The sequence below is a fragment of the Bdellovibrio sp. HCB209 genome, assembly GCF_047306065.1.
Classification (GTDB): domain Bacteria; phylum Bdellovibrionota; class Bdellovibrionia; order Bdellovibrionales; family Bdellovibrionaceae; genus Bdellovibrio.
The window spans coordinates 56418-82200 of record NZ_CP178618.1 but is presented as its reverse complement, the minus strand read 5'-3'; the positions used below and the strand labels follow the sequence as shown (position 1 = coordinate 82200).

21 protein-coding genes and 1 tRNA gene are annotated in these 25783 nt (G+C 44.2%); 7 read left to right on the top strand and 15 right to left on the bottom strand.

Annotated features, from left to right (window positions below):
- Nucleotides 1-118: 118 nt before the first annotated feature.
- Together ACLVWP_RS00395 and ACLVWP_RS00390 are read right to left on the bottom strand one after the other, a co-directional pair.
- Nucleotides 119-2155 carry a hypothetical protein gene (locus tag ACLVWP_RS00395; protein WP_413559277.1) on the bottom strand — a complete coding sequence of 679 codons (2037 nt, stop codon included), beginning with the start codon at nucleotides 2153-2155 and terminating at the stop codon, nucleotides 119-121.
- 61 nt (nucleotides 2156-2216) lie between these two features.
- The gene (locus tag ACLVWP_RS00390; protein ID WP_413559276.1) at nucleotides 2217-3368 is read right to left on the bottom strand and encodes a hypothetical protein; all 1152 of its coding nucleotides are present in this window, start codon (nucleotides 3366-3368) and stop codon (nucleotides 2217-2219) included.
- Nucleotides 3369-3566: 198 nt separating this feature from the next.
- Between ACLVWP_RS00390 and ACLVWP_RS00385 the strand changes: the two genes are divergently transcribed.
- Nucleotides 3567-5561: a hypothetical protein gene (locus ACLVWP_RS00385; RefSeq protein WP_413559275.1), complete on the top strand. Its 1995-nt coding sequence runs from the start codon at nucleotides 3567-3569 to the stop codon at nucleotides 5559-5561.
- Between the two features lie 149 nt (nucleotides 5562-5710).
- On the top strand, nucleotides 5711-7651 hold the full coding sequence (locus ACLVWP_RS00380; RefSeq protein WP_413561595.1) for an adenylate cyclase: 1941 nt from the start codon (nucleotides 5711-5713) through the stop codon (nucleotides 7649-7651).
- Here ACLVWP_RS00380 and ACLVWP_RS00375 read toward each other — a convergent pair.
- Entirely contained in the window at nucleotides 7648-8280 is a 633-nt protein-coding gene (locus ACLVWP_RS00375; protein WP_413559274.1) for a DedA family protein, read from the bottom strand. The genes ACLVWP_RS00380 and ACLVWP_RS00375 overlap by 4 nt on opposite strands.
- An 89-nt stretch (nucleotides 8281-8369) precedes the next feature.
- Between ACLVWP_RS00375 and ACLVWP_RS00370 the strand changes: the two genes are divergently transcribed.
- The gene (locus ACLVWP_RS00370) at nucleotides 8370-8921 is read left to right on the top strand and encodes a hypothetical protein (RefSeq protein WP_413559273.1); all 552 of its coding nucleotides are present in this window, start codon (nucleotides 8370-8372) and stop codon (nucleotides 8919-8921) included.
- Nucleotides 8922-9028: 107 nt separating this feature from the next.
- On the opposite strand, the gene ACLVWP_RS00365 is transcribed toward ACLVWP_RS00370, so the two are convergent.
- The 4 genes from ACLVWP_RS00365 to ACLVWP_RS00350 all read right to left on the bottom strand — a co-directional run bounded on the left by ACLVWP_RS00365 (nucleotide 9029) and on the right by ACLVWP_RS00350 (nucleotide 13772).
- Nucleotides 9029-9118: transfer RNA gene (locus tag ACLVWP_RS00365), tRNA-Ser, on the bottom strand.
- A 99-nt stretch (nucleotides 9119-9217) separates the two neighbouring features.
- The gene (serS, locus tag ACLVWP_RS00360) at nucleotides 9218-10510 is read right to left on the bottom strand and encodes a serine--tRNA ligase (protein WP_413559272.1); all 1293 of its coding nucleotides are present in this window, start codon (nucleotides 10508-10510) and stop codon (nucleotides 9218-9220) included.
- A gap of 16 nt (nucleotides 10511-10526) precedes the next feature.
- Nucleotides 10527-10835, bottom strand: a complete 309-nt coding sequence (locus tag ACLVWP_RS00355) for a hypothetical protein (RefSeq protein ID WP_413559271.1) — start codon at nucleotides 10833-10835, stop codon at nucleotides 10527-10529.
- A 21-nt stretch (nucleotides 10836-10856) separates the two neighbouring features.
- Entirely contained in the window at nucleotides 10857-13772 is a 2916-nt protein-coding gene (locus tag ACLVWP_RS00350; protein ID WP_413559270.1) for a tetratricopeptide repeat protein, read from the bottom strand.
- A gap of 259 nt (nucleotides 13773-14031) precedes the next feature.
- Between ACLVWP_RS00350 and ACLVWP_RS00345 the strand changes: the two genes are divergently transcribed.
- Entirely contained in the window at nucleotides 14032-14430 is a 399-nt protein-coding gene (locus tag ACLVWP_RS00345; protein ID WP_413559269.1) for a hypothetical protein, read from the top strand.
- A 363-nt stretch (nucleotides 14431-14793) separates the two neighbouring features.
- Here the strand turns inward: ACLVWP_RS00345 and ACLVWP_RS00340 are convergent, their stop codons facing one another.
- From ACLVWP_RS00340 to ACLVWP_RS00315, 6 genes are all read right to left on the bottom strand, one after another.
- Nucleotides 14794-15387: a hypothetical protein gene (locus tag ACLVWP_RS00340; RefSeq protein WP_413559268.1), complete on the bottom strand. Its 594-nt coding sequence runs from the start codon at nucleotides 15385-15387 to the stop codon at nucleotides 14794-14796.
- Nucleotides 15371-16675 carry an AAA family ATPase gene (locus tag ACLVWP_RS00335; RefSeq protein ID WP_413559267.1) on the bottom strand — a complete coding sequence of 435 codons (1305 nt, stop codon included), beginning with the start codon at nucleotides 16673-16675 and terminating at the stop codon, nucleotides 15371-15373. Before ACLVWP_RS00335 ends, ACLVWP_RS00340 begins: the two co-directional genes overlap by 17 nt.
- Nucleotides 16676-16897: 222 nt before the next feature.
- On the bottom strand, nucleotides 16898-18151 hold the full coding sequence (gene murA / locus ACLVWP_RS00330; protein WP_413559266.1) for a UDP-N-acetylglucosamine 1-carboxyvinyltransferase: 1254 nt from the start codon (nucleotides 18149-18151) through the stop codon (nucleotides 16898-16900).
- Complete coding sequence (gene prmC, locus ACLVWP_RS00325; protein ID WP_413559265.1) at nucleotides 18144-19025, bottom strand: peptide chain release factor N(5)-glutamine methyltransferase; 882 nt, start codon at nucleotides 19023-19025, stop codon at nucleotides 18144-18146. The genes murA and prmC overlap by 8 nt, the downstream gene beginning before the upstream one ends.
- A gap of 5 nt (nucleotides 19026-19030) precedes the next feature.
- On the bottom strand, nucleotides 19031-20104 hold the full coding sequence (prfA, locus tag ACLVWP_RS00320) for a peptide chain release factor 1 (protein WP_413559264.1): 1074 nt from the start codon (nucleotides 20102-20104) through the stop codon (nucleotides 19031-19033).
- A 117-nt stretch (nucleotides 20105-20221) separates the two neighbouring features.
- Nucleotides 20222-20467: a type B 50S ribosomal protein L31 gene (locus ACLVWP_RS00315; protein ID WP_413559263.1), complete on the bottom strand. Its 246-nt coding sequence runs from the start codon at nucleotides 20465-20467 to the stop codon at nucleotides 20222-20224.
- Nucleotides 20468-20777: 310 nt separating this feature from the next.
- On the opposite strand from ACLVWP_RS00315, the gene ACLVWP_RS00310 reads away from it, so the two are divergent.
- Entirely contained in the window at nucleotides 20778-21158 is a 381-nt protein-coding gene (locus ACLVWP_RS00310) for a hypothetical protein (protein WP_413559262.1), read from the top strand.
- 158 nt (nucleotides 21159-21316) lie between these two features.
- Nucleotides 21317-21715, top strand: coding sequence for a hypothetical protein (locus tag ACLVWP_RS00305; RefSeq protein WP_413559261.1), 399 nt, complete (start codon nucleotides 21317-21319; stop codon nucleotides 21713-21715).
- A gap of 78 nt (nucleotides 21716-21793) precedes the next feature.
- Here the strand turns inward: ACLVWP_RS00305 and rho are convergent, their stop codons facing one another.
- Nucleotides 21794-23548 carry a transcription termination factor Rho gene (gene rho / locus ACLVWP_RS00300; RefSeq protein WP_413559260.1) on the bottom strand — a complete coding sequence of 585 codons (1755 nt, stop codon included), beginning with the start codon at nucleotides 23546-23548 and terminating at the stop codon, nucleotides 21794-21796.
- A 371-nt stretch (nucleotides 23549-23919) separates the two neighbouring features.
- Here rho and ACLVWP_RS00295 point away from each other — a divergent pair, with 371 nt between their 5' ends.
- Entirely contained in the window at nucleotides 23920-24288 is a 369-nt protein-coding gene (locus ACLVWP_RS00295; RefSeq protein WP_413559259.1) for a PilZ domain-containing protein, read from the top strand.
- 83 nt (nucleotides 24289-24371) lie between these two features.
- Here ACLVWP_RS00295 and ACLVWP_RS00290 read toward each other — a convergent pair whose 3' ends face one another.
- Nucleotides 24372-25709: a hypothetical protein gene (locus ACLVWP_RS00290; RefSeq protein ID WP_413559258.1), complete on the bottom strand. Its 1338-nt coding sequence runs from the start codon at nucleotides 25707-25709 to the stop codon at nucleotides 24372-24374.
- Nucleotides 25710-25783 lie beyond the last annotated feature (74 nt).

Here is a 25783-nt window from a genome sequence, read left to right as displayed (position 1 = left end):
AGGGGATTCTTAACTCCCCTGAGCGGAATTTTCAATCATTCTTAGGAATGGGCAGGTATTTGAAAAAAATCTCTAGTGGTGGGCTGTTTTCCACAACCCACACAGTGTTATCCACATACTATTCGACGTGTGGGACGCCCACGTATCTCGCCAGCCAATAGGCATAAAGATAATCGACTCCTGCATTCTCTGATCCACGACTATGGCTGTCTTTAAAGCCAAACGCGGTGTCTTTCCATACAAAGTTCGATGTAAATGCCTGGTGCTCAAAGACCGGGTAGTTGTATAGCCCCTGATAGAAGTACTCATTCGGAGGTTCCGGCTTCTTAAGAGCTTTCCAGAACAAACGTGGAATCGGAGAAATACACCAATCTGGTCTTAAAGAATGATCGATAGATACATCTAAGTTCGGGCGAGGGTAAGGGATCTCGCGAAGCCCCCAAGCGGCGTTATTCACAGCACTCATGAACTTGATATCGCTGCTTTCTTTTCTGAAATTGTCGCCACGAGTTCCTTGCGAATACGCGAAACCAAAAGCGACCATCGTCAAAAGGTGACGTTGCGACGGACTGTAAGTGACCCATGAATCCATCAGACGTTCACGCAAACGATCGCGAATTTTCGTTTCACCCAGGCGTTCTGCCACCATGATATCCGTGATATCACCGACAAGGCCCAAGTTCACGCCACTCCAGTCAGCACTGCCATGCCAATAGAATGTCGTATCCAAACTATAGCTAGACGGTTTCCAGCGAAGCTTCGTGTATGCGAACTGGTATTTGTCCTTCAGCTTTTCGTCTTTGTTTAAAAGTGCCGCAAGACCCAAGCTTGGTGCTTGATTCTGAGATTTTTCATCAAAAATTCTAAGCTTCAATAAACGACGAGATTTATCACGAAGGTGAGACCACATTTCTTGATCACTTTCAGGAATGACCATACTTGCCCACATCATGGAATGAGTAAGGCCCTTGAACATGTCGTTGTTACCACCCTCAAGCCACAACATATTGGAATAAATCCCTTTGCCTTGATGCCACTTGTTTGGAATCGGCTCGCCAGGACGATAAGGCATCAGAGTTCTCGCGAATTCTTGAGGGTCTTCAGTAATATCCATCAAAATGAACATCGCACGCAGGGATTTGCGCACGTTCGCCAGTGCTTCTGGATCTTTCGTTGCAAGATAGCGCATAGACTGAGAACCAATATACATTCCCGTCCACAATGCAGAGTCACCATCGTAACGATATGCAATTAGCTTTCCATTGGCATCAACATCAGCTTTAGCAACCATGCCGATTTCATTGATGTGATGAGTGACAGTGTTCTTTTCATAGCTCACAGCTTTCTCATGTAAGGTCGGAGCGTAGGCATTTCTTTTTACAGAGGCTTCGGTAATGCTGATGTTATCTGTGATTTTATTTACGACACGGATGATGTCTTTGTTCGTGCGATAGAATTCATAGTCCGTTGGATCAAATACGATGAACGGGCGTTCATCTTTAAATTCTTTGCGATTTTTGAACGACTGAACAAAAGGATCTTTGTGGTAGCCAACGTCTCTTTTAAAAATATCAATCACCTTACGAACAGCCCAAGGAACATCTGGTCCGCGAGCATCCAAATTGGTTCTTAGATTGATCCATAAAGGACGGGCTTCAAGATTTCTGCGAGTCGTGATCCACTCTGTATAATTTGAAACTTTTTTATCGGAGTATTGAGACGCCAAACCCTTATCAGTAGCCACGAAACGAGTGACAACATTGATCGGATTTTTGAATTCGTTAGGATCGCGTTTATCGCCACCCAGCTTAGTAATGAAATCACCTTGGCGCAGATCATAACTTAAAACCAAAGTGTCGCCAGCAGCGACAGCTTTACCGGTCCAAACCTCTTGAACTTTCAAGCCATCATAGAAGTAGTTGATATAAGTAACAATACGAATAGCATCGTAAGTACCATCACTAGATTTTCTTAATTCAAGTTCGCCATTGTAAGGGCCACGAGTTGAACTCGTCCCTTGGATAAACCAAATCCCCTCCATCGCACCCGACGATTGAAGTGAGGCAATATCACGAGGGATTTGTTTTTCCTGTGTCGCACAAGAAGTGAAAAGCGATAACGACAAAAATAAAAAGAGGAATGAAAAGTACTTCATCCCTCTATTCTCTCCAATTAAACACCTCGATTGGAGTCCTGTTTCTTCGCCTAGACTCGACCTAAGGCCTTGGTGAAAGCCAACTCATTGATGCATTGCTTATTCTTACCGATCCCAGAAGCGGTTCTGACTCAATCCACCCATCACTATTAGCTTTTTGCCACGAAGCTCCATAGCTGTTGATTACCTTAAGAGCTGTCCTACACCTAGTGGGATCTTTCTTTGAACAGATTTTTCTGTATCCTGCCACTACAACCGCATGAGTTTTCGGAGGGTTTTTGGGATCCTTACTATCGCAATCAGCAACACATATATCTTCGAGAAGTACTGGCTGTTTCTTTTGTAACACTTTTTTGATCTCATCTAACATTTGACCCGAGGTTACACCCGCCGGGTCGACCGGAAAAGATTCGACGTCGGTCTTGCCGTAACCAGCAAATGGTATTGCCGATTTACTACACTCCTCAGGATATAAAAGAGCGTTTAGAGCACCGGCATACGAATCTCTTTGGAAGGCCTGAAGGACCTTCACAGAGTCATTTCTCAATTTGGAATCAACCTTTTGATCCTCTTCAATCTTTAAATTTTTGCTAACCGTCTCCTTCGCGGACTCATAATACTTGGATGCACACTCATCACACTTATCTGCAATGGCCTTACGGTAGTTATCGTAGTCACTTTTCAAGCTTTCCCATATGGCCGCCTGTGCCCCTTTTACTTCCGTGTTCGAAAGCACGGGATTCTTAGATAGAACCCTATCTAAAGAGGAACATTGTTCAGTTGGAAGCTTGATCACTCGTTGAGTCGCAACATTCAAAATGGTATTGCCGTTTGCTCTTAAGCTCTCGACATCCAGTTTACTATAATTCTTATCGATTTGCTTAAGCTTGCCCGCATCTGCATCAGAACTGTAACGTGCTATTCCCAAAGACGAAATTCTTTTGGATTCAGGCGCAGATTTACAATCTTCAATTTTGCCAAGTTTACACATTTCGTAATTGATAACTGTAGCCGCAGCTGAAGCATAACAAATGCCCAGAGAATCTTGGCTCGTAATGGGAGGAGTAAACTTTTTCTCGATCTCTGCGTTCTCTTTAGCCGATTTTAAATCTTCTAATTTAACGGGCACAGCCCAGTCATTTAGCTTCATGGCGGTTTGGGCAGAGCTATAAAAAGGTATCACTACTATAAGGGTCAGAAACAAAGTTCGCATGCCTTAATCGTCTTAAATTTATCGATTCGGTGATAGATCCATCTCATAATTCAAGACCAAAGTGGAGCCGCTCAGCCTAAACTATCCTTAATTTTTCGCCGATTAAGCTAATTGATGCGAACCACGTATTCAATAGCTTTAATTGCTATAATTTTAACTTCTAGTATCTCGAGAGCGGCGGGTCTCGATGCTGTGCTTTTGAATCCGCGACACACTTCGGTCACTCAAAGAATTCTTAGCTATAAGGGCTATGATGATATACGCATTGATAAAGATCTGGACGGTTCAGTTGATGAATGGTTTCTTAAGAAGGCAGATACTCAAATTCATGTAGTCTATAAAATGAAGGCCCTTCAAACGTTAGAAATCACTAAGTTCATTCGGGACCGTGTTCTAATCAAGAAATTTGATAAAATAAACGGAAAACTTCTTCTTACCAATCATGAAGATAGATCAATGCAGGTTATGCATGGAACTCCCGATAAAGAAATTTGCAACTCAACCGGATTAAACTCTTCGTTGCAAAATAAGGTATTCTCCTTAAACCAAGATATCGCCGCTATCATGGCAAAACCGGCGGTAAACTCAGTACCTCAGAACTGCAATATAAATAAGTATCCAGTTTTTGCAGAAAATCTCGGAGGTATAGGAGATCTTCTCAGCGCGAACACGGAGAGAATAACTAAATGCCTAGAGAAAGTTCAGAAAGTTAATGATGTTGACCTGAACCTAGTTTCTGCGAAATTTAAATTGGTTGTAGGAAAAATTTCAACCGGGAACTCAGCGCAAATCTACTCTTGCCAATTGACTGATCAAAACAATGTTTCAGGAGAGGCGACAGAGGACGGAAAGATTAAATTTCTTATTCCATCTGACAAACAGGATCCAGTTATCGAACCTGATGCCATGGTCTCTCTATTCCTACACGAAATCCTTCACATATCCGGAATAAAGTCCGATCAAACAAACGATTATATTCTAAAACTATGCCTTAACGAAGATTCGGAAAAAATTGGAACGAGCAACATTGCCATTCTAACTAACAAGGCAGTGCAGAAAAGTTTAGATAAATCTGCCGCCGAAGAAAGTGCAAATACGAAGGCCGCAACATTTAGAGAGGCCATAAGTACATCTAAAAAAACAAAAAGAGAACTTGCAAGTACAACAGAGAATTTGGGCGCTAAGATCGATATGAAATCTGAAATCACTAACGCCGAGTCAATAGTTCCATCGGCAGAGAAACTGAACGTCGCTAAAGTCGACAAATCTCCAGAAGGCAAAGCGCAAGCCGTTCGCGATAGCGTTCAAGAAAGCGCACCGCTGTTCAGAACAGCAAACCAAGTGATGGGGGCTGCGAACACTCCAGCTATAGCAGATTCATCTTCGGATAGCTCTCAAGGTTACAATCCGACCTATGCTTCTTCATCGGGTTCGCGCTCATCTTCAAGTTCATCATCATCTTCATCAAGCTACTCAGGAGACTCTGAAGTAAGCAGCGGATCTCGCGCTTCCGACAGATCTTCAACTCGTGAACGCTATCAATCTCGACATGGAAGATACAAAGCCGATTCCTCTAGTGGAGTTGGTAAAGACGAATACATCGCTGAAGAAATCGATCTAACTAAAACTCAAGGATCGCGAACGAATAGCAATTCAAGATCAGGCGCCAACACGCGAGGCGCAACTCAATACCAATATCAAACTGATACATCCGCAGGAGTTGATCGCGGCACTCAAGCTGCAAACAACGCCCGTGGTCCAGCTTCCGCATCTGAAGTTTCAGGCAGCACAAGACGAGGACCCGCAGGATCATCCGGCGGAGGCGATAATATCGCAACCGGATCAACGGGCTCCGCTTCATTAAGTATGGATACAAGTTCTGTCGGCAGTAGCGCCAGTGGCGGAGGATCCAATTCAAGGAATGCCTCAAGAAATCGAGCCGCAAACTCAGCTTCACGCGCACCAGCCTCCTCCACGAACAAAGGTTCACCTGAACAAAGACGTGAACTGATGAGTACACTGGTAGACAGTAACTATTCGGAAACACGTAAGAAATTACGAGACTCAAGCTTCCAAAGCGAGCTCTCCGACAACCAAATTACGATCATTGATATGAATGGTGGACGCTGGGGTTCAAGCAATGGAGCCGTCATATATTTAGATAACGGCGACAGATTCATCCGCCAAAGATAAGAGAAATGTTCGATCCAATCGGACTGTTCCCTCATATTTCTCTCAAAAAAAGAAGCCTCGAGAAAACAAGCACTTAAGTTGTTTCCTTAATGACCCGATAAACAATTTGTAGTCGAAATCTTTTAAGGAGATTACTTTTGTTGTCTAAAGTGAAACGCAACAAATCAATGGTGCTCTTGATCGTAGCAACTTTCTGGGTTTGCTACGTGGGCATCACTGCGACTCAATTTTATTTCAACGTTGCTGAGATGACTGAGCAAGTGATTGAAACAAAACACGCGCAAATGACTTTCGTTGAAGACAGTCAAATTTCTGCGCTCGTTTCTGACAATACAGATTTAGTAAAAGCCAATCTTGATAAAGCACGCGAGCTAAATCTAATTCACTTCTATATTCTACAAAAGAACAGCGACGTTTTGAGCTTTCACAATAACAATGGTGACGTTGAAAGCATCAACGCTGACTACAAAGTCTTCAATCAGATCCTAGCAACTTCGAATATCGCGTTCCGCACAATCAAAATCATGGATTACCGCTTAACAGTGGGGGTCTTCCAAAACAAATCCCGCATCATCATGCAAACTGCCTGGGACTATAAAGGCATGATCTTGCGCGACCTAGTTTCTGTAACTGCGTTCCTGTCGTTGATCGTTTGGTTATTCTTAAAAGACATCATCGATCTAACTAAGATTCTTTCCTCGAGAGATCGCGAAAAAATGGGTAAGATCCGTTCTCTTTCTAAAGAGGGCGCTACACTTCTTCACGCGGCACAAACTTACGAGGCTACACAAAGAACTCTGGCTTACGAAAACAAAGTTTATACTGAGACTTTAACGCCAGCGATTATGCACGAAATTAAATCTGGCAGAAAAGCACCTTACGCATTCCAAACTTCTATGGTGCGTGTCGATCTGAATGGATATACACAGATTTTCTTAGACAAAAAGGATGAATACGTCAGCGATATGATGAATCAGTACTTCATCCGTTCGCGCGAAATCATCGAACGCTACAATGGTTTGATTTATCAATATGTGGGCGATGAAATCGTATTCCACGTTAAAGAATCCCAAGGTGTGAACTCTCAAGCGATGTCTTTAGCTTGTTTGCGCGCGATCTTTGAAATCGCACAAGACATCGAAGAAAACCTGCCATCAGGTGCAGATCACTATTTTAAAGTGAAGGGATCTTTCGTCATCGGTAAGATTCGCTTTGTGCCGCAAGATTCAGGCTACGGTCTTTCTGGATTGCCATTGATTGAGTCGGCTCGTTTGCTGAGCCAGGTTGACGATAAAGCGCATAGCTCTATCACTTTCTATAGTGAGGCAAGCCCTTCCGTTAGTGATCTGTGCACAATCGCAGAAACTAAGAGCACTATGCTTAAAGGTTTCTCTACGCCAGCGACACTTTGCAAAGTTACTGAGTTCTCCTCCATTGATCGCCTGCTAGGTCGTCATCAACTTGAAAAACTCACTTACTATCGTAGCGACAGTGATTTGATCTGCATCTATCGATTCCTTGAAAAGTCACTGCAAGAAAAAGACGAGATCAGCTTCTTCCGCGTATTCTCGGTTCTTAAAACATTCAAAATCAATCAGACAAGCCTCCAACAAGTAGCTGCGTTTGAAAGACTTTTAGAGACTGCTCATAAGCTTAATATGCAAAAAGACATCTCTGATAAAGTGTTGGCTTCGACTGTGTCATTAGCATCGAATCTTATCCCGCATGCGTTTGTGGAAAGCTCATTGTTAGCGGTACTTGAAAAATGCTTGGAGCACAAAGATCCACGCACTCAAGCAAATACAATCGTCGTCCTGGGTGATCTGGCTCGAGACGTTAGCTTCCTTCGTCAGTATATCTATGCAAGTCACAACCGTGTGTCGGCAGATGCATTGCTAGTGACTGGCAGACAAAATTTTGATGGTGAGTTGGCTAAGAAACTCCACGAGTTCTTGGAGTCTAAAAATCCACTGTTCCGTGCAAGCGGAAGCTTCGTGGTCAAACACTTGGCAGATCATTATAAATCTGCCGATCCTGTGTTCTTTGAGACAAATACAGATCTTAAGAAACTTCTAAAAAAGGCCGCTTAGGCCTTTTTTAGTCTTGAAGAAATCATCGGCCAGATAACTGGAATCAATGAAACCCCAATCACACCAAAGATAACGATGTGGAAATTTCTTTTCACGATCGGCAAGTTACCAAAGAAGTGTCCTGCCAAGATAAAGATAAATACCCAAACGATCGCACCGATCACGTTGTATGAAACAAATTTTCTGTACTGCATGCTACCGATACCAGCAACAAACGGAGCAAAAGTTCTTACGATCGGAGCAAAGCGCGCAGCCACGATAGTGAATGCTCCCCATTTGTCATAAAAGTTTTGTGTGTCGATCAAATATTGTTTTTTAAAGAAGCGGCTATCGACATCGAAAACCTTCGGCCCCAGATACTTACCAATATGGTAGTTAACCGTATCACCTAAGATTCCTGCGATAGTCAGAGAGATCAAAAGAATCCAAAGATTCAAACCACCCTCAACAGTCGTAAGCGCACCCAATGCAAACAACAAAGAGTCACCTGGCAAGAACGGCGTCACAACCAAACCTGTTTCGCAGAAAATAACCAAGAACATGATCACATAGATCCATGGACCAAAGTACGCCATCCACTGAACAAGGTGCTGATCAAGGTGCAAAATAATATCTATAAGATGTGCCATTGAGGTTTTCCTTTATAAATTTCCAGGAGCATAACAAACCCGTTGACGGTCCCCAAAGAAAATCTATGCTTTTAGTACGAGGGGACAAAATGAAACGACTTATTATTATCCTTACTGCACTGTGGTCATTGGCTTCTTACGCGACACCAAGCGTTCCAGAGCTTCCCGAAGACGCATGTGATAGTTTGAAATGCACAAAAGTTATGAAGTCGATTCTTTCTGGCTTCAATAACACTCCTCATGTTGTGAGTTTAGAGCCCGCAGTTTACAGCGGCAGCTGCTATCACTTGGGTGATCTAAATCCAAACCACGAACACTTTGCAGAATTGATGATTGATCAACTTGAAGATGGAACGACTTACTTCTCTTCGATCTTTGCGTATTTCTATCCACAAAATCCCTATGCGAATTGGGATCTAAGCAAGGGCAGACAAGAGGCAACAGACTATGCGAGACAAAACGCTCGTATCAAAGAAGGCAGCGATGCCTCGCGAGTGGTGATGCTAAATTCTGAAGGAGCTCCTGCAGTTGTCTATTACATGCGCCAAGATCCTGAAACTAAAGTGATCTACTACATCACGTACGGTGGCTTTGGTCCTCAAAGCACAAAGATCTTCTGTACGATGAGTAAGAATCCATAATTTTTGAAATTTTAAAATTAGACAGGCCAGAAATAAAAAAAGCGATCACTAAGGATCGCTTTTTCGTTTTTTGCGTCTGCATTCAGCTTGGCTGTCCAGCAAACAAATGGCGGAGAGTGAGGGATTCGAACCCTCGAGCCCCGCGAAGGGCTGCCAGTTTTCAAGACTGGTGTATTCAACCACTCTACCAACTCTCCGTCGACCGTTCTATGGGTTTTGACGTGAGTTATCAAGCGGTTGTTGTAATGACGCATAGCGTATTTTAGAGCCTCACCTGGGGTGTGACCCTAATCACACTATTTAATTTCTTTTTTACCGCCCATATAGTTCTGAAGCGCTTTAGGTACCGCGATTGAGCCGTCTTCGCGTTGGTAGTTCTCAAGGATCGCCACCAAAGTACGTCCTACCGCCAAGGCAGAACCATTCAATGTATGAACGAACTGAGGCTTCCCACCAGCTGAACGGAAGCGGATATTCGCACGGCGAGCCTGGAAATCCTCAAAGTTCGAGCAAGAGCTGATCTCGCGGAACGCGTTTTGGCCTGGAAGCCATACTTCAAGGTCATGAGTTTTCGCAGATCCAAAGCCCATATCACCCGTGCACAAAAGCATGCGGCGGAATGGAAGCTCAAGATCGATCAATACTTGCTCTGCATGAGACGTCAAAGCCTCGTGAATTTCATAAGACTTATCCGGGTGACAGAACGTCATCAACTCAACCTTGTCGAACTGATGCTGACGAATCAAACCCTTCGTATCGCGACCGGCACTGCCTGCTTCAGAGCGGAAGCAAGGGGAGTAAGCACAGAAGCTTTGCGGAAGATCTTTTTCATCCAAGATTTCGTTGTTGTAGTAATTCGTAACTGGAACTTCAGCCGTTGGAATCAAATAAAGATCAGAGCCTTCCAAGTGGAAAACGTCTTCTTTAAATTTCGGGAAGTTACCAGTACCCGTCAAACTGTTTGAGTTCACCATGAATGGCGGAATCATTTCAGTGTAACCGTGACGAGTAGAGTGCAAATCCATCATGAATTGAATCAATGAACGCTCAAGCTGAGCCGCTGCACCCTTAAGAAATGCAAAGCGAGTCCCTGTAGTTTTACCAGCGCGTTCGAAATCGATGATGTTTAGTGATTCACCAAGTTCCCAGTGTTCTTTCGCTTTGAAGCCGAACTTAGTTGGCTCGCCCCAAGTTTTAAGAATTTTGTTTTCTTGCTCAGAAGAACCCACTGGAACAGAAGAGTGCGGTTTATTCGGCATCACAAGAGCCAAATTAGTAACCTGCAAATCTGCCTCAGCAGCTTTCGCTTCAAGATCTTTTACGGAACCTTTAAGAGTATCAACTTCTGCGAGCAACGACGAAGCGTCTTTCCCTTCGCGTTTAAGTTTACCAATCTCGCCACTCAATTTGTTTTGATTGGCTTTAGCAGTTTCCGCCTGAGCGATCATCTCTTTGCGCTTTTTATTAAGCTCCATGATTTGATCTAGGATTTCCGGCGTACCACCACGATTGATCAAAGCTTGCTTATAATCATCGTAATAAGAAGCTCCGTTTTCAGCTTTTTTTTCCAGAAGTTTAATGTCGATCATTGTTCAGAAGTCCTCGTTAAGGTGCGACCAGTATATACATTCTTAAAAGCATCCCGACAAGGACGACAATCAGGTCAAAAATTAAGATTTGCGCAAAACTCCATTGGGATAGGAGTTTCATGATGACTGCCATTACTACGATCGTGGCAAAAATCAGAGCGAATGTTCCGTATCCGATCAACTCTTGGCCAATCAATGCCAGTGTCATACCAACAAAGAAACCTGTGATCAGGCGCAAACAGATATGAAGAGCCGTCATCGTCGTGGATTTCACGCCGTCTTGAACATTATTTGAAAAACTACTTAGTTTATCGCCGATTCCCATGATGCATTCTCCGTTGATGGCCTAGTTGCCAAGACGATTCAATTTACTTTCTATTTCAGCACGATCTGGAGCATTTGGGGAGAGGCCTAAATATTTATTATATGCCTGCGCCGCGGAGCGAATATCGCCCCTGATCTCGTAAATGGCCCCTTGCTCCCGGTAAATCTCCGCGTAACCACTTTCACGAGCCGCCGCCAAGGACAGCATGTCTTCTGCCACTTCCAAAGATGCAGACTGACGGTAACACTGAGCTGCCTTTACATAAATATCTGCCCCCTGAGGACGGATTTTCATGGCTTGCGAATACTCCCCAGCACATTCCGTAAACTGCTTACGAGCTGCGAAAACTTCCGCCGCCAGAATGTAAGAGTCCGCAACGTTCGGGTTCAGTTTCTTTTCCTGTTTCGCCGCCTCGGCCGCGCCATTTAAGTCACCCGAAGCAAACGAAGCTTTACCAATAAAGAACCAAGTACGAGGGTAGTTCGCGTTCAATCTCTGAACACGTTTGAACTGATTGATCGCCTCATCGTATCTAGAAGTTTCCAAGTATAGTTTTCCAGCTTGGAAAAGAGCTTCACCATCTGTCGGATCTAAAATCGCTGCCTGCAGGAAAGCTTTTAGCGATTTGTCATTCAACCCCAGCGCCTTGTAACTCTCGCCCAGTCCTAGCCAACCTTTTTTGTTTTTAACGTCAGCCTCGACAACTTTTTCATAAATATCTTTAGCTTGGGAGTAGCGGTCTTCAGATTTGTAAACCTCTGCCAAAGCAATTCGGTAATCAATCGTGTAGGAGAATCGCTTAATCAACTCATTCAAGTAAGTGATACCCGCATCCACACCATTCGTTGTTGCAAGCATTTTTGCGTAAGTGATCTGCGCTTCTGGATTTACGCCGTCAATTTCCACAGCCTTAGTTGCAAAACGGATCGCGTCTTTCGCTGCAGCTTCTTTTCTTTCAATTTCTTTTTTATTCAGAGGCATGATCGACAAAGCTAATGCTCCGTTTGCTTTCGCTAACAGAATGTATGTGTCGATATCACCGTCATACGCTTTCAAAGCGCGCATGCCGTAATTCACAGCTCCGGCCATATTGTTTTTGCGATACTCAAGCAAAGCCAGTCCACGCAAAACTTCATAGTTATTCGGAGAGATCCGGATCGCATTCGTCAGAACCTGCGTCGCCTTGATAAAATCAAATCTTTGCGACAGGTAATCTGCTTGAGTCACATAAGCAGTAATCAATTTTGGCTCAGCCTTAATCGCTTTGTTCAACCAATCAATCGCATCAAAACTTTGATTCAAAAGCCACAATGCTTTCGCTGCCTTAACGGCTGCGGTTCCATTCTTAGGATCCGCTTCAAATGCCGCTTTAAATTCGGCTTGTGCAGCAAGGTAGTCCCCCTGGCGCATGTACTGATCGCCCGTGAACATAAGCTCACTCGTTTGAGCTTTTCCACCACTGACTTTATCCGAACCACCTAAACGCAAAACCAACTGGCGAAGTTCGCCGTTGTTGGGATTGATCGCATAAGCTCTTTGCGCAAGCTCCAAGGCTTTCTTTTTTTCGTTTCTATCAACATAGATCTCGGCCAGAACTTGCAATCCCGTCGCTTCAATCGACGGAGTTACCATGCTCTTAGATTCCATCGCCGTATTTAAATTTCCGAATGCAGAATCAATCTTTTTAAAGCCACGATAGTCGGTGATTCCAAGCAAGATGCGGGCTTCGCGATGTTTTGGATTTCTGGCTAAAACTGCTCTGAACATTTGCGCGGCTTCATTGTATTTTTCTTGCGACAAATACAACTTACCAAGCATCGATTGCGGGTGAAGCCACTTATCCCAAAGCTGTGCGGCCTTTTCAAAATACGGAACAGCGTTGTTATAGTCTTTATCGCCCTCTAACAATTCGGCTTTATAGGCATATAAAATCGGGATCAACGAGAACGGCTCTGAACTATCCAACGTCGCTTCGATATTACTGCGCGCCTCCAGGAATTTTCCTGAAGTTAAAAGCTTCACAGTTTCGCACACACGACCAAACGGACTAACAACGTTGATCGCGCGAGTAGACTGAGTCACACCGTTAATCGTTTTAATATCTTGAGCGTCTTGTTTTGCAAATGGCCACAGCTCTCTGTAAACCACACACAACAAACCACGCACTTCCAAGTTTTGTGGTGAACCTTCAACAATCGAAACCAATCTGTTTTGCGCATCCAAGTAAGACTCAAAAGTGTCTTGCTCCATCGCATACAAAGCTTCGTTCAGTTTCTTTTTAACATCGCCATCGGCCATTTGTGATTTGTTCGGACCCGGAGCTAAGAGATGAATTTTATCTCCGCGTGAAGGCCCCGTATCCCACAGCAACCAAATACCCAACAGGATAACGACAGCAAGACCCACCAGAGGGACTTTCAATGTTTTTACGATCTGCGCTTTTTCCATATTGCGCAGATTCGACAAATCAATCACCGCAGTTTTTGCATTTGTATTTGATGACGGATTTGACGAAACACTTCCAGGAATACTCGCAGGCGGCACTTGTGTTGGAGTGCTGTAAATATCCACCTTGCGAGTTTGATTTTGATCAACTTTGATTCCCGCAAGACTTTCTTTCGTCGGTCCACCAGGAAGTGTGCTCGAGTTTGTTTGTCCCGCAGAAGTCGGCGGTTTCATGATGACCGTTTCCGCTTCCATCTTTTGAACTTTTTTGGGATCAACGTCGACGACACCTTCAAGTGCTTCTAACAATTTGTCATAGAACGCAGGCTCTTTAGAAATCTGAGACCACTGTCCATCTGGAAGTTTCGAGATCATCTCTTGACCCGAAAAAACACCCTCACCAATCATGCGAAGAATGGCTTCAGTAGAGTAAGGGCCTTTAACTTGCCCACTTCGTGTTCGGACTACCCAGGTGACTTGAATACGCGACATAGATGCCTGATTATACTGGCTTTTTTGTCAAACAACCAAGCCCCCCGAACATCCGTGACTCATCCTGTGCTTTGGTCAAGGAAACTGGTTCCAAAGTTGAACTGAAAACCCAGAATGGAATTACCCCCAGTTCCGATTTGAGTGTGAGCAGCGGATGAGTCCACCCTCATCTGAAATATGTTTGAGTTGGGCAGTGTCTCAAATTGGCACAGACCTTGCTCTAGGGAAAAGAGTCTTTTGATTATTTGGGGGAACCTTCGTGATTAAGAATGCTTTGATTGCAGTATACATCCTACTAGTCCTTGCGATTTCCGCAGTGGCTCGTGCTGGTGTATTACCAAACGTTGCAACTCAAGGTGACGAAATCTACGGAACAGAATCTTCCAACTATAATTATCAGACTCGTGTAGGTGAAGTTGCAGTTTTGGCTGACGGAACTTTCGTTATGGTTCTTGATGCACAAAACACAATCCTTCTTCAATCGGACTTCGACCTTACACCTTTCGTTGGTTCTAAAGTTATGATTAGCGGTATCGAGCAAGAACATCAAATCGTTCCCTCTTATGGGAATCATTCTGTGGATCCCCTCCCTGGAATGGTTTTCGGGAACAAAACGATCATCTTTGTAGTGTTCGGTATCTCTGAGGTTACTCAGTAATCATTAAGGTCTCAGCCCCAATCCCCTCCGTGGGCTGAGATCATTTTTTTATCTCTATAGGGTCAGCATAAATCCCCTCCTTGCTGGCCCTTTTTTTTCGCCTTTTTTCTGCAACAAGAGAGCTAGATCGAAGATTCATCGAAATCAAATCGTGCTGCCCTACGCTTCGGTCGGCACGCCTTCCGGGCTCAACCGATGCCCGCCGTTGGCGGGTTCGCGCCATCGTGGCGCCATCGGAGGCCTCTCTTCGGAAGGGCATCCCGCTTTGCTTCCGATGAATTTTGCTAGGTTTGTTGAGACATGTGCAAACAGTCCGGCAAGAGAATATTTTAGACACGATGAGCGTAAACCCGTCTCTGTTATTCAGAGAAACTTAACTCCAACCGACGTCAGAATACTTCTCAACTTGTCAAATGACGTAGAATACTTCACACCTTCATCAGTTCGGACAGAGCGAAATAACACCTTGGCATTAGTGATCTTATCCGAGCTATACTTTTCTCCTCTATTACTTTTCCAAAGTGAGTTTAGTATAGTGGTTCCATCTTTTCCCTCATTAGACGCGCTATTAGATGCTCTTTTTAGAACTTCTGAATTTTTGTCTGATACATTTTCAATGTCGCTTAAGATCCAATTTTCAAACATTTGATTTGCTACGACAATATTATAGCTTCCGGAAAAGCCAGCCGTTATCTGAGCCCTAAGTTGAGCTTCCATGGTCTGATCTGAAATATCGCGATCTTCTCGATCTACGATCAATACAATAACCACTCCTGCTGAATATATGGCGTTCAGAATACCTATACACTCTTTCGCGATCAACGATATCGGAACTTCACGCCCATTATACTTCCGCCTAACGAACCTAATCGTACATGTAGACTGATCAATTTTTTTCTCTAACGCTCTCTCTGTTTTTCCATCAACGACGAAAATCACTTTATTCTTCGTAGACATCCAAACCACCCATTCCCCAAAAATAACCCAACCCAAAACCGCCTCTCTCGAGTGCTTCCCTGACAACATTAGGTGATTTCAGCCTTCGATATGTTGTCGCACCACTACCACCTCTCATCGATATCAAGAGCTGCTCTGGAATTGAGTAGTTCAGAATAGTTTCTGAATGAGTCGATATGATAAATGTTTTTCTATGAGTTTCGGCTAAATCCTTCATTAGCTCTAACAATCGAGTGATTGTTCTCGGGTTCAAATAATTTTCAAGTTCTTCTATGAATAAAATTGAATAACCGCCATGAATTACCATCGAAACAGCGGCCAAGAACTTTAAGCTCCCGTCTGATAGATGAATACTTCTGAATTTCCTATCACTGGCATTCTGTTGAGATTCCCTAAAGCTCAAATTGACAATTGTGTTCTCCATGTCTTCATCGACACCAAATTCCGACAGAAATGGAAGGGCATCGGAGAAAATAAGGGATAATTTTTTTAGAAAATCCTCACCATATAAGCGCCGACTATCTACACTTCTCATTCTCTTTTTTACGTTGATTGTATTATTTAAGAATGAGGCGAATCCCTTACCATCATAACTTAGACTATCTCCAGCCAAAATATCTGAGGGTTTTCTCAATGCATATGGATCGAAGTTGTAACCCGTAACTCCGCGCATAACATCTACACATCTTTGCGCAATTTGCATTGCTATTGGCGCCAAAACTCCCGAACTTGAGGTTCGAAGTATTGCAAATCCGGATCTTACAATTTTAGGCAACAAAAGCTCTTCAGGGTTGTTAAAAAATTTATTTGCAATTGACTCATCGAGGAGAATTGCATCTTTTTGAGTTGTCAATGCACTCTTCGGGGTTCCCGACCTGCTATAGATTTCATACTTTATCTGACCAGACTTGAATATTCGGAAAACTTCCTTTTTAACATATAAAGAACCTTCTGAGCTATCAAAGCACAAATCAAAACCATACTCAGCCTCCCACTTTTCAAAAGATTGTCCCTTGGATACCTCGACATTGTCGAATTCAAACCCTAAAAGAAATGAACAGTCTTTCGATCTGTTTTCTCTTATGGTGAAAACTCCATCTAAGCCATCCAGCATTTGAACTGCTCTTCTAGGAGAATGCTTTACACACTCACAAATAAACCTCAGGGCTAGCAAAAGGTTAGTTTTTCCAGTCCCATTTGCACCAATTAAAATAGTAACCGGGGTGCCGAAAATTATGGTGTCGCTTTCGATAGATCTAAATTTTTTTATTGATAAGCTACGCAGCACAAATGCCTCTTCCGTTATTTAAACTAAATTATAATTACAAAAAGGAGAACTCAACTCCATGAGGTCAGTCCCATAGATTCTACACGTACATCCAGTCCAGCTGGACTATTGAGTTATTGGGCTATCAGTAGGCTAACAAAGAAGGCGCTTACTCAGGCAAATCAATGAAAAAGGCAGGATTTTTGGTCCTGCCTTTTCTTGTTTTTGAATGTTTTGTGTTTTCTATTCTTGGCGACGGATTTTTGCGCCTAGGGAAGACAATTTGTCTTCTAGTTTTTCGTAACCGCGATCTAGGTGATAGATGCGGCTTACTACTGTTTCGCCAGAGGCTACTAGGCCTGCTAGCACTAGTGAAGCAGAGGCACGCAGGTCGGTTGCCATTACTGGGGCGCCTGTTAGTTGGCCTGGGTTTCCGCGGATTACTGCTACTCTTGTTTTTGGTGTGATGTCTGAACCTAAACGGCACAACTCAGTCACGTGCATGAAACGGTTTTCGAAAACTGTTTCTGTGATTACGCTTGTTCCGTTTGCAACTGTCATCAAAGCCATGAATTGCGCTTGAAGATCTGTTGGGAAAAGTGGGTGAGGAGCCGTTGTTACGTCGACTGCTTCCCATTTATCCAAAGGATAAACAGTCATTGTGTCTTTTGTTGTTTCGATTTTGAAGCCTGCTTCGCGCATTTTCAAAATCAATGCTTCCAAGTGAGCCGGAACACACTTAGTAACAGTTACTTGGCCTTTTGTGATTGCGCCTGCGATCAACAAAGTTCCAGCTTCGATACGATCTGGCATGATCGAGTGTTTTGCCGGAGTTAGTTTTTCAACACCTTCGATACGGATCACTGAAGTACCGTGACCTGTGATCTTTGCACCCATTTTGTTCAAGTACTCTGCTAGGTCTACGATCTCTGGTTCTTTCGCTGCGTTTTCAAGGATAGTAACGCCTTTTGCAAGAGTCGCTGCCATCATCACGTTCTCTGTTCCGCCGACAGTCACAGTTTCAAACAAGAATGTTGAACCTTGAAGTTTCGGAGAACCCGCGTGAACGTAACCTTCTTTTTGTGTGATCGTTGCACCCAGCGCTTTGAAACCATCCAAGTGCAAATCGATAGGACGAGAACCAATCGCACAACCACCTGGTTGAGAAACAACTGCTTCACCGTACTTCGCAAGCATTGGGCCCATACACAGGAAGCTTGCACGCATTTTACGAACTAGATCGTAAGATGCTTCGAATGATTTTGGTTTTGCTACGTTAACGTGAAATTCTTCACCAACCCATTTAGTGTCGCAACCAAGGCTGTTCAACAACTCAGAAGTTGATTCGATGTCTTTAAGCTTCGGCATGTTTGTGAATACGTGATTGCCTTCAGCAAGCAACGTCGAAAACAGAATTGGAAGAGCCGCATTCTTTGCACCGCTCGCCGCAACTGTACCATTAAGTGGGCCATTGCCCATCACAACCATTTTATCCATGCTTAACTCCTGCGATCACTCTATCTAGTCCTGAAAGATCTTTCAGAACGCGCGCGTTTTTAAAAATATTTAAATCTGAATAATAACTCTGCATCGCAGAGCCTTGGCTCATACCCATTTCCATCATCATCACGGACTCGGATGACAAGTAAGGAGCATACGCCTTAGACCACGATTTCAAAAGTGCTAATCCATCGTCGTCTGCAAAAAGCGCCGTCGATGGTTCGTACTTTCTAACACTCTCTTGTACTGCGGGATCATTGTTCGCAATGTAGGGAGGATTAGAGACTAATATGTCTATCGTGTTCTGTCCCATGAAGTTCCTGCAAGATGCCATTACAAGATCGACATTGGCTGCATCAGCCGCAACAAACTCCACACGATCAGCAACTCCCAGGTTCGCAGCATTGCGCTTAGCAACCGCGATCGCATCAGCTGACATATCAACGGACACCAGCTTGGCATTTGGAAGTTCTTTAAGAATGCTTAGGCCCAAACAACCCGTGCCCGTACCCAGATCCAAGATCGTATAAGCTTGGTCTTTATTTTTGGCCCATGCCAATACTTCTTCAACAATTTGTTCTGTTTCTGGACGGGGAATAAGCGTAGCGGGAGTCACTTCAAAGCGAGATTTATAGAAATCACGATAACCCAGGATATAAGCCACCGGCTCACCCTGACCACGACGACGAACCAACTCACGCAAGCCCGCAAGTTCAACTTCCGACAACGGCTGATCGAACTTAAGGTAGAGCTGAATTCGCTCAAGCTTTAAACTATGAGCGAACAAAAGCTCCGCATCGAGGCGAGGCGTCTCTAATTTTTTGTCTTTGAAAAAGGCAGTGGTTTTATCGAGTACTTCTTTGAGTTTCATTCAACCTAAGCTGAGGTCTGTTTTTTAAGAGCCTCTGCTTGGAAGTTAGCAACGAGTGGGTCAATCAGCAACCCAAAAGATCCGCTCATGACTTGATCCAGCTGATGGATCGTAAGACCGATACGGTGATCAGTGATACGAGTCTGAGGGAAGTTGTAAGTACGGATGCGCTCTGAACGATCGCCGGTACCGATTTGGTCCAAACGAACATCAGAAGCTTCTTTACGAGCTTTTTCGTCTTCGATTTGTTGAAGTTTCGCGTAAAGAATTTGGAAAGCACGCTCACGGTTGGCCGATTGGGATTTACCCTCTTGGCACTTCACATCAAGACCTGTTGGCAAATGCACAACACGCACTGCTGACTCAGTTCTATTGACGGACTGACCGCCCGAACCTTGAGAACGCATTGTTTCGATGCGCACGTCAGACATTGGGATGTTCACTTCTTTGATCTCAACCTCAGGGATAACCGCAACTGTTACGGTAGACGTATGAATACGACCCGCAGCCTCAGTTGCTGGAACACGCTGAACGCGATGAACACCTGATTCGAATTTCAATTTACTGAATACAGAATCCCCAGAAACAGAAGCAATGATCTCTTTCGCGCCGCCGACGTTACCCTCGGAGAACGAAATGACTTCAACTTTCCAACCTTGAGAGGATGCATAGTGAGTATAGCCGCGGAACATTTCCTCTGCGAACAGAGAAGCCTCGTCACCACCTGCGCCCGCACGGATCTCAAGAATGATATTCTTGTCGTCGTTTGGATCTTTAGGAATAAGTGCGATTTTTAGTTCTGCTTCAAGGACAGGAAGGGCTGCTTCAAGCTCTTTAACTTCCTCACGGATCAACTCGCGCATTTCTGGATCTTGCTCAGCCGTCAAAAGCTCTTTGCTGGCTTTAAGATTCTCAGATTTCTTTTTATAGTCGCGGAAAGGAACAACAATCTTTTCCAAGTTCCCTAGCTCTTTCATAAGAGCGCGGTATTGAGTTTGGTTTGAAGCAATATCCGGGCGCTGAAGTGACATATTCACTTCTTCGTAGCGTGATTCAACTTCTTCCAATTTCGAGAACATGGGGATTGCTCCTAGGTCTGCTGCTGTAAGATCGAGTTGGTATTCAGAAATGAAAATGCGGCTCGAATGAGGAACCGCATTTCACATAAGAGAGTCCTCCTGACGGAGGTCTGCAATTTACTTTTTGCCGTAACGTTTTTTGAAACGATCGATACGACCTTCAGTATCCATTACACGCTGTTTACCAGTGAAGAATGGGTGAGATGCTGAAGAGATCTCAACTTTAACTAGTGGATATTCTTTACCATCTTCCCATTTAACCATTTCGGAAGAATGAAGAGTAGATGTTCCCAAGAACATGTAGTCACAAGAGATATCTTTGAATACTACAGTGTTCACTTTTGGATGTAGGTTTTGTTTCATGACCTGATTCCTTTTAAATAATTTAACCTGTGGGTCTTAAGCTGTAAGGATGTAACACAGGGGTCCCCCGCTGTCGAGCATTAATCGCTGCTTTTTTTAGCACCACAAGCACCCCAATTTAGCACAAATAGTTCATAAATAACCTCATAATATTAGTTATTTAGGTATATTTGCGGGGCTCACCAGTAGATTCGCCAACCAACCCGATCCCAGAGCAAAACCAGACCCTATTGCCCCTAAAACCGTTGCCTGATTGAAACTTGTGATTTCGGTCGACCTCGCAGATATTCCCGCTTCCAAAGAGGTATTTATGAAACTTTTGTTGCCTGTTTTCGCAATTCTAATGGCGTCGCAAGCCGCTCACGCTGAAAAGATCTACTGCTATTTCACGGAGCCGTTCATCAACGTCACATACGACTCTGATACAAATCAAATCACTAAAAGCTCCCCGGGAGAGGAAGATCAAACTGGAACTGCGAAAGTGATCTTTAATAAAGACGGCAAAATATTGGTTTCAGTAGTCGAGAACGGTCACACGCTATTGATCGACACCACAAAAACTGGCAGCGACGGCATGTCGGATTTCGTTTATCCATTTGAAGCCATCGTGAACGACACTCTTTATGGTGGATGCGAAACGGATCATCTGAAAAAGAAACTTAGCAGTTTCTTAGGACATTTCGTTCAGTAACTACAAGGGAGCCACGAGCTCCCTTAGTTTTATCAACAAAGTAAAATACTCCCGCAATTCATCGGCGTTTTGAAAATTGCTCTTCGCCACCCTCATCATCACACTTTCTCCACAATTCAATGGCATAAATTCTTTCGTCTATGATTGGAGGATAATTTATGAATGCTTTGAAAATCACTCTGACAGCCCTTTTCCTGTCCTTGGCGATCGCCGGATGTGACAGCGGTAGTGGCAATGGAGATTCCACTGCGACAACGGCCTATACTATTTCAAATGGTCAGTGCTACAACGGCTCGACAGTTGTCGATTATAACTACTGCACAAGTCTTTCAAACTACTACCAAGTTAATTCTTATTGCTACAACACGGACGGCAGCAGGGTCGCAGATTCATATTGTAGCAACAGTGGCTATCTGAACTTGCAACCGCGACAATGTAATAACGGCCGCTTCTTTATGCCTAGAAAAGGCAAGATGCATGAAGTGAATTGCCGCAGCAGAAACTGCAAAGACAACTTAATGTTCGACGATCGCGGAAAACCAGTTCACTGCCGCTAAGATCCACACAAAGAAAAAGGGAGTCTTACGACTCCCTTAAATCTATTTTCAATTTTCGATTCTCGCGAGCAAAGCTCGTTATCCGTTACCAGACATGGCTTTCAAGAAGTCTGCATTGGATTTTGTGTTACCCACTTTATCCAACAAGAAGTCCATCGCATCGACAACGTTCATCGGTGCCAATACTTTTCTTAGGATCCACAGACGGTTCAAGTCTGCTTTATCAATCAACAAGTCCTCTTTACGAGTACCTGATTTATTGATGTCCATACAAGGGAAGATACGTTTTTCCATAAGCTTACGATCCAAGTGGATCTCAGCATTACCAGTACCTTTAAATTCCTCGAAGATAACCTCATCCATACGAGAACCTGTATCGATCAATGCAGTTGCGATGATCGTCAAAGATCCACCCTCTTCGATGTTACGAGCAGCACCGAAGAAACGTTTTGGTTTGTGAAGGGCGTTGGAATCCACACCACCCGACAAGATCTTACCAGACGGAGGAACTACAGTATTGTATGCACGAGCCAAACGAGTGATAGAATCCAACAAGATAACTACGTCATGCTTGTGTTCAACCAAACGTTTTGCTTTTTCGATAACCATCTCTGCAACTTGAACGTGACGAGTTGGTGGCTCATCGAACGTCGACGATACAACTTCACCTTTTACAGTACGTTGCATGTCAGTCACCTCTTCCGGACGTTCATCGATCAATAGAACGATCAACTTCACTTCAGGGTGATTTGCAGTAATCGCGTTGGCGATTTGTTGCATAAGAACTGTTTTACCTGTTCTTGGAGGGGCAACGATCAATGCACGTTGACCTTTACCAAGTGGCGCCATCAAGTCCACAACGCGAGTCGTGTAATCGCCCGGCGTGTGTTCAAGTTTCAAACGCTCATTTGGATAAAGCGGCGTCAAGTTGTCGAATAGGATTTTGTCTTTACCTTTTTCAGTCGTCTCGAAGTTTAGAGAATCAACTTTCAAAAGTGCAAAGTAACGTTCGCCTTCTTTTGGCGGACGAACTGTACCGGTAACAGTATCACCTGTTCTCAAGCCGAAACGACGGATTTGAGATGGAGAAACATAGATATCATCCGGACCTGGTAGGTAGTTATAGTCTGGAGAACGCAAGAAACCGTAACCGTCTGGCAAGATTTCAAGAACACCAGAGCCGTAAATGTCCTGACCAAGTTTCGCTGCACGTTTCAAGATTTCGAAAATCATGTCCTGACGGCGAAGACCGGCAGCATTTTCGATTTTAAGTTTTGTCGCAAGCTCAGTAAGCTGAGTGATGTTTTTGGATTTCAAATCCTTAGACGACAACCAAGATTTCTCTTCGTCAGTCAGTTGGATATCTGCTAAATCTACATCTGGTTGAGAAACTGCATTTTGATCATCGCCACCTGGTTGGTTGTCTTCATTTCTGTTGCGATGGAAATCACGACGAGGACCATTGTTGTGACGAGGGCCACGATCATTTCTGTCGTTGCGATCGTTTCTATCGTTGCGGTCTCCACGGTCGTTTCTGTCACCGCGATCGCGGTTGTCTCTATTATTTGGGCGGAATTCACGACGGTGTTGATTTTGTTGAGGACGGTCTTGTCTTTGGTGTTGTTGCTGTTGAGGCGCTGCTTCTGAAGAACCGGCTGCGGAGGCTTCAGCAGATGCTGGTGCAGCGGGAGCTTCTTGTGGAGGGGGTTCTGCTGCGACAGGTGCGGCAGTAACTTCCGGTGCAGACTCTACTGGAGCTGCTTCTGCAGACTTCGTGGTGCGAGTACGTTTCTTAACGACTTCAACGCCTTGTGAATCTTTTGGTTCGGACAAACAAATTCTCCTTGTGGGATTTAAAAAAAGAAAAAGAGAGATATCTTTAGAAGTATGGTCCGACTGGACCTAAACTGTGTGCTTTCACCCAATGTCCTAGAATCGGGTTGGTCTTGTCAATGGGAAAAGCGACCCGGTGGAGTCCTACATGTAAACGACTCACAAATCGGAGTCAGTTCTTAGAGCTTTCTGGGATGACTTAAAAGTTACTATATTTCTTTGTAAATTCAAAGGCTTAAGTATCATTTTGAGGCATTCCCGTTCGCCAAATGTAACCATAATTTAAGGTTTTTCAGGGGTTGACTCTCAATTTTTCCCCCACAATTCCGAAAAGTTATAAAGCTACATTAAGCATAATAAGGAGTTATAACGTGGAGGACACTTTAAAAGTTCCGGCACCAAGAACCCCTCTAAATCTAGAGGTTTCTTTCAAGCGTAATTATGCGCGTGAAGAGACTACTGGCACGCTTAAAAATATCAGCATCTCAGGAGCCTTCTTAGAATTTACGGGTGGTCAGGTACGCGCCAACGAAAAACTTCACCTGATGTTTGTCGTTGCGGGACGCGAGCGCAAGGTTGCAGCTCATGTGATTTGGGCGAATTCGAGCGGTTGCGGAGTTAAGTTCATGCCTGTGAACAACAGAGATGTGCAGATCGTTGATGATCTGATTTATTTCGTTGAGAACGGTCGTGAAGAGTCGCGCTCGGTGATGGATTCGATCTTTAAAAAAGTCGGATAAGTTTCACCAGTTGTAGTTCGTTTTCTGAAAATAAAAAAAGCCCACTGATAAAGTGGGCTTTTTCCTTTTTAATCGCTTATCGATTAAGTTCCTACGTGAGTGTTATCCATTGATTGCTGTTCAAGCTCACGTTGCTTACGTTTCTTTCTCATCACGATCAAGATCGCAAGACCTGCTGCTGCCAAACCAACGATACCCAAAGCCATCGTTGTGTCGTTATCCATCGCACCCGGAGCTGCGCCAGTTTCATCCATTCTGTGTGGAGGAGCTGGTGGATTAACCGCTGGCATTGGAGGCGGCGGTGGAGGTGGAGCCATATTCTGCGCCATATCTGGTGGCGGAGGTGGCGGCGCCATTTGATCTTGTGGCATTCCCATATCTTGTGGTGGAGGCGGAATGTCAGCAGCTGCTTGTTGAGGAGGAGCTTCTGGCATTGACGGAGCCTCAGGCATAACTGGAGCATCCATTGCTGGTTGAGCCGCAGCCATTTCTTGGTGTGCTGGTTCTTGAGGAGCCGGAGCAGCAGCTACAGCGCCACCTTTCCAGTATTGAAGTTGTGTGCCCGCTGGAATCTCTTGTTTAGATTCTACAGAGTTGCTTGCCCATACTTCTTTCCAAGCTTGGTCGTAACCAAGAAGGTCTTTAGAAACTGCGCGGATGTTATCGCCTTCTTTAGCTGTGTAAACTTCAGGAGCGATACCGTTATCTTCATAGAAAGTGATCAAACGACCAGAGTCATCTGAACGGTGAGGAGAGTTGTAATAAACTTTATCACCTGGCTTAACACCACGAGAAGCTAGAGTTGGATTACCTTTTTTAAGTTCGCCAACTTTTTTGCTGTTACCGTAGATCATCGTACTGATGGATTTCAAAGAATCACCTGGACGAGCGAAGTACACAGTGTTGTACCAAGTTTTTCCAACCTGCCATGGAGCTGTTGCAACTTTTTGCAAAGCAACCACTGGTTTTGGAGCTGGTGGCTCAGAGCTTTGGTCAACATAAGTAGTTGATGCAGAAGCTTCTGGCATTGATGTATCCGGAGTTGTTGGCTCTGGTACAGAAGTTGCCGCTGTATCCATTGAAGGAGTATCAGAAGGTACGTCTGGTTGTGGTGCAAATGGATCAGCTGGAAGATCTGCAATTGTAGGTTCAGCTGGAGCTTCAGTTGGTGCTGCTGCTGCCATGTCTTGGGCTGGAGTTTCACCTAGTGCATCTTCTGGAAGTTGGTCAGATGAAGCTACCGCGCCATCACCGCCTTCAGCATTAAGAGCTTCTTCACCCTCAAGCTTTTCCAAATCAGCAGAGTCGAAGTCAGAAGTGACTTCTTCACCAGATTTTGAATCCTTACTAAATAGGCTGCAGGCACTAAGGTTTGCAACCATCCCGAAACACGCTAGTAGAACAACGAGTTTTTTCATCATTTTTCGTCCTTGAGTGATGCTACGAAACATACTGTTTCAGTAAATCGTTAATACCAATCTAAAGCCAAGATAGA

Excerpts from the sequence above, each read along its gene's own strand:
- prmC (WP_413559265.1), bottom strand. The coding sequence starts at position 19,025 with ATGAAACTCAAAGAAGTACTCGATAAAACCACTGCCTTTTTCAAAGAC.
- ACLVWP_RS00290 (WP_413559258.1), bottom strand. The coding sequence starts at position 25,709 with ATGATGAAAAAACTCGTTGTTCTACTAGCGTGTTTCGGGATGGTTGCA.
- ACLVWP_RS00375 (WP_413559274.1), bottom strand. The coding sequence starts at position 8,280 with ATGGCACATCTTATAGATATTATTTTGCACCTTGATCAGCACCTTGTT.
- ACLVWP_RS00370 (WP_413559273.1), top strand. The coding sequence starts at position 8,370 with ATGAAACGACTTATTATTATCCTTACTGCACTGTGGTCATTGGCTTCT.
- ACLVWP_RS00395 (WP_413559277.1), bottom strand. The coding sequence starts at position 2,155 with ATGAAGTACTTTTCATTCCTCTTTTTATTTTTGTCGTTATCGCTTTTC.
- ACLVWP_RS00350 (WP_413559270.1), bottom strand. The coding sequence starts at position 13,772 with ATGTCGCGTATTCAAGTCACCTGGGTAGTCCGAACACGAAGTGGGCAA.
- ACLVWP_RS00355 (WP_413559271.1), bottom strand. The coding sequence starts at position 10,835 with ATGGGAATCGGCGATAAACTAAGTAGTTTTTCAAATAATGTTCAAGAC.
- prfA (WP_413559264.1), bottom strand. The coding sequence starts at position 20,104 with ATGTTCTCGAAATTGGAAGAAGTTGAATCACGCTACGAAGAAGTGAAT.
- murA (WP_413559266.1), bottom strand. The coding sequence starts at position 18,151 with ATGGATAAAATGGTTGTGATGGGCAATGGCCCACTTAATGGTACAGTT.
- ACLVWP_RS00310 (WP_413559262.1), top strand. The coding sequence starts at position 20,778 with ATGAAACTTTTGTTGCCTGTTTTCGCAATTCTAATGGCGTCGCAAGCC.
- ACLVWP_RS00305 (WP_413559261.1), top strand. The coding sequence starts at position 21,317 with ATGAATGCTTTGAAAATCACTCTGACAGCCCTTTTCCTGTCCTTGGCG.
- ACLVWP_RS00390 (WP_413559276.1), bottom strand. The coding sequence starts at position 3,368 with ATGCGAACTTTGTTTCTGACCCTTATAGTAGTGATACCTTTTTATAGC.
- ACLVWP_RS00315 (WP_413559263.1), bottom strand. The coding sequence starts at position 20,467 with ATGAAACAAAACCTACATCCAAAAGTGAACACTGTAGTATTCAAAGAT.
- ACLVWP_RS00340 (WP_413559268.1), bottom strand. The coding sequence starts at position 15,387 with ATGTCTACGAAGAATAAAGTGATTTTCGTCGTTGATGGAAAAACAGAG.
- serS (WP_413559272.1), bottom strand. The coding sequence starts at position 10,510 with ATGATCGACATTAAACTTCTGGAAAAAAAAGCTGAAAACGGAGCTTCT.